Genomic DNA, 6714 nt, shown 5'->3' with positions numbered 1-6714 from the left:
GGCTTCATGACGCCGCTCGCCGTCGAGCGTCTGCGCGAAGTCTCGCAAAAAGTGCGGCTGATCCCCGTGACGACGCGCTCCGTTGAGCAGTATCGGCGCATCGAGTGGCCGGAAGGCACAGCGCCCGAATACGCCGTGACGACGAACGGCGCGGTGCTCCTGCACGGCGGCGAGGTCGATGCCGCGTGGCGCGAGGCGCATGACGCTTTGATCGCCCCTGCGCGAGAGGAGATCGCGCGCTGTCACGCGCTCTATCTGGGCGATGCCGCGTTCATCCGCTGCCGCATCGTCGACGACGCCTATCTCTTCGTCTACTGCGCTGACGGCGTGGACGCACGGACGATGGCGGCTGAGTGCCAAAAGCAGACGAGCCTTTGCGTCGAGCCGTCGGGCAGGAAGATCTACTTCTTCCCGCAGAGGCTCACGAAGGGCGCGGCGCTCCGTGAGCTTCGCTGCCGCTTCTCGCCGCGCAAGGTCTACGCCGCCGGCGACACGGCGATTGACGCGCCGCTCCTCGCCGCAGCCGACCGCGCCTTCGCCGCCAAGACGCTCGCGATGGAAGACGCCGCGCACATCCGACGGCACGAAGGCTGCGGCGTATTCGCCGAATGGCTGCTCGGCGAGATCTTGCAGGAGCTTGACTGAAAGAAGCGGCGTCTTGTGGTATAATAAAGAAAGAGTAGCGAAAGGAGCACACGCATGGCAAAAGGCCGCCAATATCAAGATACGGTGTTCCGCGCATATATGAATGACGTCGACCGTCTGAGAGATGTCGCAGGGGCGCTTCATGGAAGAATGTATGCGGCGGATGAGACGATTCAGATTATGACCCTCGAAGGTACATTCCTCTCGCAGTTGAAAAATGACATATCCTTTTTGATCGAGGATTGCTATCTGATTCTTTTGGAGCATCAGAGCACTTGGAATCCCAATATGGCGCTTCGTTGCCTGTATTATATCTGCGAACAATTCCGCGCGTTGGTGGAAGCGAAAAAGCTCTATCAAAGTGTGAAGATAAAATTGCCTGCGCCGGAATTCCATGTTTTTTATCTAGGCGAAAACGATACGCGGGAAAGCCATCTGCTGAATCTTTCCGATTCTTATATGACAAAGGATGGAAAAGTTTTTTTGGAGTTGACGGTTCTTTGTCATAATATTGCCTATGATAGCGGGAAGAAACTGCTGCAAAAAAGCCGAGCGCTGCATGATTACAGTTTTTTCGTGGCATGCGTAAAGAAAAATATGGCTCAGGGGATGGAACGAGCGACCGCCATCCGAACTGCCATGCGCTATTGCCGTGAGAACGACATCATGAAAAACTTTCTGGAATCACATGAAAGCGAGGTCATCGACATGGTCAATTTCGAGTGGAATCAAAAAGATTTTGAAGAAGCCATCCGCGAGGACGGCATTGAGCAAGGAATGGCACGAGGCCGCGAGGAAGGTCGTGAGGAAGGCCTCGCAAAAGGCCGCGAGGAAGAAAAGTCGGCGTTCATTCTCGGTATGCTGAGAGAGAAGCTGCCGCTGGAAACCATCGCGCGGGTGTCGAAAATGTCGGTGGAGCGCATTCAGGAGCTTGGTCGCATGCACAGCCTGCTTTGACGCGATAGAAAGGAGCATCGTATGCAGGGCATTGTGAAAAAGGGTCCGCGCCTGCAGTTTCGACAGGCGGAGGAGAGGGATCTCGACTACATCCTCGAAGTCGAATTTCGCCCCGAGAACGGCAAATTCGTCATTCCGTGGGAGCGCGAGGTGCATAGCCAGACGCTCAACACCGAGGGCGCGATTCATCTCGTCATCGAGCGCATAGATACCTTGGAGCCGGTCGGATTCCTGATGATCGCAGGGCTCAACAATCCGTCGAAGGAGATCGAGTGGACGCGCATCATCCTCGACAAGAAGGGCGAGGGCTATGGGCACGAAACGCTCAAGCTCCTGAAGTCGTGGGCATTCGACGATCTCAAGTTCCACCGCGCTTGGCTCGACTGCAAGGACTACAACGCCCGTGCGCTGCATGTCTACGAGTCGGAAGGCCTCGTGCGCGAGGGGTTGATCCGCGAGACGATTTTGACGGACGGCGTTTACGAAAATCTCGTAATTCTCGGCATTCTCGACCGCGAATACTTCGCACGCAAGGAAAGGGGCGATGAACTTTGAAAAAGATCAAGCGCGTGTTCCTCATCGTGCTCGACAGTCTCGGCGTCGGCGCGGCGCCCGATGCCGCCGACTTTGGCGACGGCGCGTGCAATACGCTGCTGAGCCTCGTGCGCACAGACGGCTTCGCCGCGCCGCACCTCGCCTCGCTCGGGCTCTTCTCCGTCGACGGCATCAAGGACGCGGCGGAGGCAGCCGCGCTTCGCGTGCCTGCGCCGCGCGGCGCTTTTGCGCGGCTGCGGGAAAGTTCGCGCGGCAAGGACACGACGACGGGGCATTGGGAGCTGGCTGGCATCGTCGGCGAGCATCCGATGCCGACGTACCCTGCGGGCTTCCCGCCCGAGATCATCGCCGCGCTTGAGGCGAGCATCGGCAGAAAGCTCATCTGCAACAAGCCGTATTCGGGCACGCAGGTCATTCATGACTACGGGCGCGAGCACATCGAGACGGGCGCGCTCATCGTCTACACCTCGGCGGACAGCGTGCTGCAGCTCGCGGCGCACGAGGGCGTCGTGCCGCGTGAGGTGCTTTACGAGGCGTGCCGCAAGGCGCGTGCCATCATGTGCGGCAAGCACGGCGTCGGCAGGGTCATCGCGCGTCCCTTCATCGGCGAGTATCCGAACTACGAGCGCACGGCGGGACGGCACGACTTCTCGCTTGAGCCGCCGGCGACCGTGCTCGACGCCTTGAAGGACGCGGGATTCGCCTCCATCGGCGTCGGCAAGATCTCCGACATCTTTGCAGGAAAAGGTCTGACGAAGAGCCTTGGCACGAACGAGGACAACGCCGACGGCATGAAAAAGACGAGATCGCTCCTCAGCGAGGACTTCACGGGTCTCGCCTTCGTCAATCTCGTCGACTTCGATATGGTCTTCGGTCATCGCCGTGATACGGCAGGATATGCACGTGCCGTCATGGAGTTCGACGCATGGCTCGGCGATTTCCTCACGGCGATGAAGGAGACGGACGCGCTCATGATCACGGCCGATCACGGCTGCGATCCCGGTGCGCCCGGCACCGACCACACGCGCGAATACGTGCCGCTCCTTGTTTATGGAGACGCCGTGCAGAAGGGCTGCGATCTCGGCACGCGCTCCGCATTCGCCGACGTCGGCGCGACGATCGCCGAGATCTTCGGCGTGGAGCTTGTGACGAGAGGGCGGAGCTTCTGGCGTGAGATTGCCGAAGGCTGAACGCCGCACGCGAAGGCTCGCGTCATGGCAGCAAGTTTCACGGCATGTACCCCTTTACGTCTTGCGTACATAGACCCCGAACGCCTCGAAATCGTTGGTTTCGAGGCGTTTTTCTGTATGATGGAGGATGGATTCGTCAGAGAACAGCCGCATAGGATTCCTGTGCGCCTGCATCCCGATAATCGACGATACGAAGAAACTTCGCAAGAACTTCGCCGTCGAATGTTCTCATAAAAGAGAAGAGTATGTTATAATGATATTGAGAACGGTATCGTAGAGAAATGCTTTCCGTGCCCAAGGGTGCGGCGGCGCTTTGTTAGGAGGCGTTTTTATTGGCAAGAAAGTGCAAGATCCTCATTTCAGATGATTCCAAGCTCCTGCGCAAGCAGCTGCGTGAGGAGTTGGAGGCGCTTGATTGTGAGGTCATAGAGACGGAGAATGGCAAGGAAGCGATTGCCGAGAGCTTGGGAGATCGGCCCGATGGCGTCATTTTGGATATCGTAATGCCCGAGGTCAATGGGATCGAGGCGCTTCGCGTCATTAAGGAAGTCGATGATACGATTCCCGTCATCATGCTGTCCTCGGCAGGTACGCCGGAAAAGCTTATGGAGACTTTGAAGCTCGGGGCGCTGGACTTCATTCAGAAGCCATATACGCCCGAGCAGATTAAGAATGCGATCTTGCGTATTCGGAAAAAGGCGGGGCTGGATGAGCAATGATCTGCTTTTCCCACAATTTCTCTTAAATCGCGGTGTCTTGGATGCGGCGGAGGTGAGGGGCTTTCTCAAAAAGATGCTCCATTCGAAAGTTGATGTGCCTGTACAGGCGCTTTTTCATGGCGTGGCGACGGCGGCGGAACTGACTTCGCTCGGCACGCTTTCGGGGGCGGCGTTTCGTGAGTCTGCGGAAAAAGAGGGCATCTTGACGGCATCCCAGCTGTATAATCTTGGCGAGGCGCTCTCGGGCGAGGGATGCCTTTTTGCGCAGGCGCTCTTGGATGCCGGGCGGCTCGACTATGGTGAGATCGAGCGTCTTTTTCGCGCCTTCATGCGTGCGGGCGAACATCCGCTGGCGGAAGCGGTCGAGCGTGCAGCCGGCGGTGCGCTTGTGGAAGAGCTGCCGCTTTATACGGAATATGTCGGCGTCGCCATGCTTGCTTTCAAGCGCTTCATGAAGATCGCCTGTGTGATCGACCCGCAGGCAGAGCCTTTTGCGGCGTCTGTGTCGCGCTGTGTTGTTTCGCAGGCGGTCACGGGCGGCGTATCCATTGTCGCGGGTCTTGAGATGCCTGACGATGTGTTCTTGGAGCTTGCACGGCGTTATAGTCACGAAGATTTTTCTGTGCCGGATGCTCTCGCGCTCGACAGCATCGCGGAGTTTTTGAATGTTTTGGACGGCTTCTTTGCGGTGCGCCTCGGCGAACGCAGTCTTGAGCTTGACTTGGAGATTCCCAAGACGGCGTGCGCCCTGAATCCGAAAGCAAGCCCGAGCAAGTTCCTGCGTCTGCATCTCGACAGTCCTGTAGGAGCTTTTGCGCTCATTTTGGCGGCGGATGAGTTCCTCTAAGAGAAGCTGATGAAAGGAAGTTGTTTGGATTTGTGCAGATTGGGGGATGAAAGATACTTTCAATAAAGAATTGACAATGGAAGTTATGCGGTATATCCTATAATAGGATGAGAAAGAAGACGCACTTGGCTGAGACGTACGGACTACTCGCGTTCTAAGATGGGTGTGCGTGTTTGTATGTTGGAAGGAGATTTTAATGTTTGGCATGAAAAAGGCTGTGGCCGCCCCGAACGGTGGCCAAAACTTGGCGGCTGCGATTCGCGCGATTGCACAGAAGCACGAGAAGAATCAATTTTTTGCGAAGGTGAACGGGAGTGAACCTTGGGCGGTCGCGGTCAATGAACTGATCGACCGGGTGAATGAGGAGATCGACTATCAGAAGTTCCGCATCCGTACGATCAATGCGGCGGTCCATTCGGGCGTTTGGTATATGAAGATCAATGCGGATTTCAGCATCGCCTATGCGATCTGGTCGGATGAATTTCGGCGCATGATCGGTTTTCATGATGAAAACGACTTTCCGAATACGGTCGAGGCTTGGAGTTCGCGCCTGCATCCGGACGATACGGACGGCACGCTTACATCCTTTACGCAGTGCATCAAGGATTTGAGCGGCAATACGCCCTACGATGTAAACTACCGCATGAAAGTGTATGACGGCAGTTACAAGTGGTTCCATGCTTCGGGCAACGTGGTCAGAAACCAGAGCGGTCATCCCGAAGAAATCATCGGCGTATTTGTCGATATCGACGAGGAAATCAAAAATAAGGAATATCTCGACTACACGCTGAAACGCTACGAGGCGATCGACAGCATCTTGTCGGAAGGCTCGTGGAATATGCGCGTGATCGGGGACGATCCGACGAATCCGAACAACGAGTTTTGGTGGTCGGATCGCTTCCGTCATCTCTTGGGTTTTTCCGATACGACCGATTTCCCGAATAAACTGAATTCGTGGTCGGATCGCCTGCATGAAGAGGACAAGGCGCGTACCCTGCAGGCATTTCAGTCGCACATCATGGACTACAGCGGCAGGACGCCGTTCGATCTGGAGTATCGCCTGAAAACGAAGACAGGCGAATATCGCTGGTTTCATGCCGTGGGCAAGACGATCCGCAAGCCCGACGGCGCGCCTGTCTTGGTCGCGGGCGCCATCGAGGACATCACGCTGTTGAAGAACAGCAAGGAAGAGTTCTACAAAGAGCTTGGTACGATGATGGATGCCCTGTACGCCTCGATCGAGGACATCACGAAGAGCGTCAGCGAGACGACGGCGCGGACGGCGGAAATTTCGGGCGTACAGGAAGAGATCACGACCGCTGCGGAGGATACGCGCGAGCAGACAGAGAATACGCTGAAGATGACGGAGCTCATCATGAACATCTCGAAGCAGACGAACCTTCTTGCGCTCAACGCATCCATTGAGGCGGCGCGTGCAGGCGATGCAGGACGAGGTTTCTCCGTCGTCGCCGAAGAGGTGCGAAAGCTCGCGGACAGCAGTCAAGAGGCGGTAGGCAGGATCGTCGAAGCGCTCGGCTCTATGGAAAAGGCGTCGAGCAACATCAGCGAGAAGATCAAGTCGATCAACGGTCTTCTCGAAAGTCAAGCCGCAAATATGAAGGAGATCAGCGCAGCCGTGGAAGAAGCAAAGGCGATGTCGAGCAGCATCGAGGAGCTTTCCAAAAAGATGTGATTGTCTTGCAGATTTGCCGCCCTGCGGCGCCGGAAGAGATTCGGCGCCGCAGGGGGAAGTTGTAAAATAAATTGACGCAAAAAGTTCCATTTTGGAAACTGTTCAGTT

At 56.5% G+C, this 6714-nt stretch carries 7 protein-coding genes; all 7 read left to right on the top strand.

Features of this window, described 5'->3' with window-relative positions; translation table 11 throughout:
• Positions 1-645 (top strand): haloacid dehalogenase (locus tag ACTTKG_RS08105; RefSeq protein WP_442673715.1); only part of this gene is annotated, 645 nt, incomplete at its 5' end.
• Between the two features lie 54 nt (positions 646-699).
• Positions 700-1602, top strand: coding sequence for a transposase (locus ACTTKG_RS08100; protein ID WP_442673714.1), 903 nt, complete (start codon positions 700-702; stop codon positions 1600-1602).
• 21 nt (positions 1603-1623) lie between these two features.
• The gene (locus ACTTKG_RS08095; protein WP_442673713.1) at positions 1624-2157 is read left to right on the top strand and encodes a GNAT family N-acetyltransferase; all 534 of its coding nucleotides are present in this window, start codon (positions 1624-1626) and stop codon (positions 2155-2157) included.
• Complete coding sequence (locus ACTTKG_RS08090) at positions 2154-3347, top strand: phosphopentomutase (RefSeq protein WP_442673712.1); 1194 nt, start codon at positions 2154-2156, stop codon at positions 3345-3347. Before ACTTKG_RS08095 ends, ACTTKG_RS08090 begins: the two co-directional genes overlap by 4 nt.
• A 332-nt stretch (positions 3348-3679) precedes the next feature.
• Positions 3680-4066 (top strand): response regulator, encoded by a 387-nt coding sequence (locus ACTTKG_RS08085; protein ID WP_442673711.1) that lies wholly within the window; start codon positions 3680-3682, stop codon positions 4064-4066.
• Positions 4056-4913 (top strand): hypothetical protein, encoded by an 858-nt coding sequence (locus ACTTKG_RS08080; protein WP_442673710.1) that lies wholly within the window; start codon positions 4056-4058, stop codon positions 4911-4913. Before ACTTKG_RS08085 ends, ACTTKG_RS08080 begins: the two co-directional genes overlap by 11 nt.
• A 205-nt stretch (positions 4914-5118) precedes the next feature.
• Entirely contained in the window at positions 5119-6606 is a 1488-nt protein-coding gene (locus ACTTKG_RS08075) for a methyl-accepting chemotaxis protein (protein WP_442673709.1), read from the top strand.
• The last annotated feature ends 108 nt before the right edge of the window (positions 6607-6714 follow it).

Origin of the sequence: Selenomonas sp. (genome assembly GCF_052169755.1) — a bacterium.
Taxonomy (GTDB): domain Bacteria; phylum Bacillota; class Negativicutes; order Selenomonadales; family Selenomonadaceae; genus Selenomonas.
This window is presented reverse-complemented; position numbering and strand designations above follow the sequence as displayed.

What these genes read in the sequence shown, in the direction of transcription:
- ACTTKG_RS08100 (WP_442673714.1), top strand. Translation starts at nt 700, where the DNA reads ATGGCAAAAGGCCGCCAATATCAAGATACGGTGTTCCGCGCATATATG.
- ACTTKG_RS08075 (WP_442673709.1), top strand. Translation starts at nt 5,119, where the DNA reads ATGAAAAAGGCTGTGGCCGCCCCGAACGGTGGCCAAAACTTGGCGGCT.
- ACTTKG_RS08095 (WP_442673713.1), top strand. Translation starts at nt 1,624, where the DNA reads ATGCAGGGCATTGTGAAAAAGGGTCCGCGCCTGCAGTTTCGACAGGCG.
- ACTTKG_RS08080 (WP_442673710.1), top strand. Translation starts at nt 4,056, where the DNA reads ATGAGCAATGATCTGCTTTTCCCACAATTTCTCTTAAATCGCGGTGTC.